The 1,856-nt window shown below is 67.8% G+C and carries 1 protein-coding gene and 2 pseudogenes; all 3 read left to right on the top strand.

What is annotated here, in order from left to right; all coding sequences use genetic code 11:
- Positions 1 to 211 precede the first annotated feature (211 nt).
- The gene (locus ACFP2V_RS31615; RefSeq protein WP_381218707.1) at positions 212 to 1,090 is read left to right on the top strand and encodes a cyclase family protein; all 879 of its coding nucleotides are present in this window, start codon (positions 212 to 214) and stop codon (positions 1,088 to 1,090) included.
- 474 nt (positions 1,091 to 1,564) lie between these two features.
- Positions 1,565 to 1,705, top strand: a pseudogene (locus ACFP2V_RS31610) (telomere-protecting terminal protein Tpg); the annotation flags it as partial.
- A 3-nt stretch (positions 1,706 to 1,708) separates the two neighbouring features.
- Positions 1,709 to 1,789, top strand: a pseudogene (locus ACFP2V_RS31605) (lamin tail domain-containing protein); the annotation flags it as partial.
- Positions 1,790 to 1,856 lie beyond the last annotated feature (67 nt).

Below are 1,856 nucleotides of genomic sequence, written 5' to 3'. Positions count from 1 at the left end.
CCCACTGCCTGTCACATCGTCAGGCAACGCGACCGCCGACCACCTTCTGAATGCTTACGTTCAACTTGCTTTCAAGAAAGGCGATTTCGAGATCAACCAGCTCATCAGCACCCTGCCCTTCCCTTACACTCGGGCCGCAAAAGTATGACTAGTTCGTAGCTCTGCGTGGGCCATCGGGTCCGAGCACACCCAAGGGAAAGAGGCCATCGGCATGACCGACAAGAACGAGGCGGACCTGCCGGACAACTGGGGCCGATGGGGACCGGACGATGAACTCGGCACCCTCAACCTGATCACCGACGAGGTGCGCGCCAAGGCCGCCGCGGAGGCACGCACCGGTCAGTGGGTGTCTCTGGCCCAGCCGATCACGCCGAACGCAATGTTCTTCAGCCCCTTCCTGCCTGAGCCGGTCACCTCTTCCCCGGTGCAGCAGATGGTGTCCCACACCGGTGGCCCCGTGGCAGCCGATCTGTCGTTGGTCTACAACCACCACTGGCAGTCGACGCACCTCGACGCGCTCGCGCACTGGTCGAGTGACGACCAGGTGTATCCGGGCCGTCCGAGGGAACAGGTCGTCACCCCCGTCGGTATCACTCACGCGTCGACGACCGCCTTCGCCTCCGGAATAGTGACGCGTGGGGTCCTGCTCGACCTGGCCGTCGAGGGGCCCCTCGCCCCCGCCTACGCGGTGACGTCGCACGACTTCGAACAGGCCGAGAAGCGGCAGGGAGTCGAGGTCGGCTCCGGTGACGCACTGGTGGTTCGGCTCGGCTGGACGGGGCGCGGTCCCGCCGACACCCCGAGTCCGGGAATCAGCCTGGACGCGGTGCGCTGGATGCACCGTCGGGGGGTCGCCATCGTCGCCCCGGACAGGGGTGACGCGCATCCTCCGCTGAATCCGGACGAACCCTCCCCGCTGCACGGGGTGGCGCTCGGCCGGATGGCGATGCCGCTTCTCGACGTGCCGCAGCTGGACGACCTCGCAGCTTTGTGTGCGCGGCTGAAGCGCTACACTTTCCTGCTCACCATCGCCCCGCCGCGCGTCCACGGCCTGACCGGTGTGCCGGTCAACCCCATCGCCATGTTCTGACCGGGGGACGATCAGCGCCCTTCGGGCTCCGTGCACGCTCCGCCCCGGACGGGAGGACGCGTCGCGACGACCACACGCAGACAGGTCGTCGCGACGCAGCAGTGTTCGGCAACCGGCCCGCCGGGAAGGAGCGGTCCCGCGGTCGACGACCTGGCGCGACGACTCACCCCACGGGTGCAGATCCGGCGGCCGACCGGATCCTGCACGACGGCCCGCCGACTCCGTCGACGGGCCGTTCCGCTTTCCGTGACCAGGGGCGGGCAGGTCGGCGGCCCGGGTTCTCAGCCGGTGGCGGAGTCCGAGGGCGTTGTCAGGTTGTTGTGGGCCCTGCTGGCAGGATACTTGCTGCTGAAACGGCTTGACCGATCGGCGGTGCTGCTGGAACCCGCCGACATTCATGCGGTGTCGAGCCCGCTTGAGCGTTCCCAGAACTCACCGCCAGGCGTTGCCACTCCTCCTCGCCGACACCATCAGGCCGACGCACTCGGTATCTCCCAGCGCACCGTCGAGCGGTACGTGAAGGACCAGATTCGCCGGCCCCGTGCCGACCTCGTCCGGCGCCTGGAGGACGCGGTGCGCGAGCGCTGGCAGCCCCGCGTTCGCGAACGTGCCCGGCCCCCGGGACGGGACTCCAACAAGTGCTCGGGTGGCAACACCCACCAGGAGTACCTGACGATCAAGAACTACTCGAAGACCGCGAAGGGGCACTGTCATCCCTGAAGGAGCGGGGCCGGTCAAGGGTGTTACCCCCGTCTGTTTTCCCGGT

The organism is Streptomyces incanus, from assembly GCF_042656345.1.
GTDB lineage: Bacteria > Actinomycetota > Actinomycetes > Streptomycetales > Streptomycetaceae > Streptomyces > Streptomyces incanus.
The sequence above is the reverse complement of the archived record's forward strand: the minus strand, read 5'-3'. Positions and strand labels throughout refer to the sequence as shown.

What these genes read in the sequence shown, in the direction of transcription:
- ACFP2V_RS31615 (WP_381218707.1), top strand. Translation starts at nt 212, where the DNA reads ATGACCGACAAGAACGAGGCGGACCTGCCGGACAACTGGGGCCGATGG.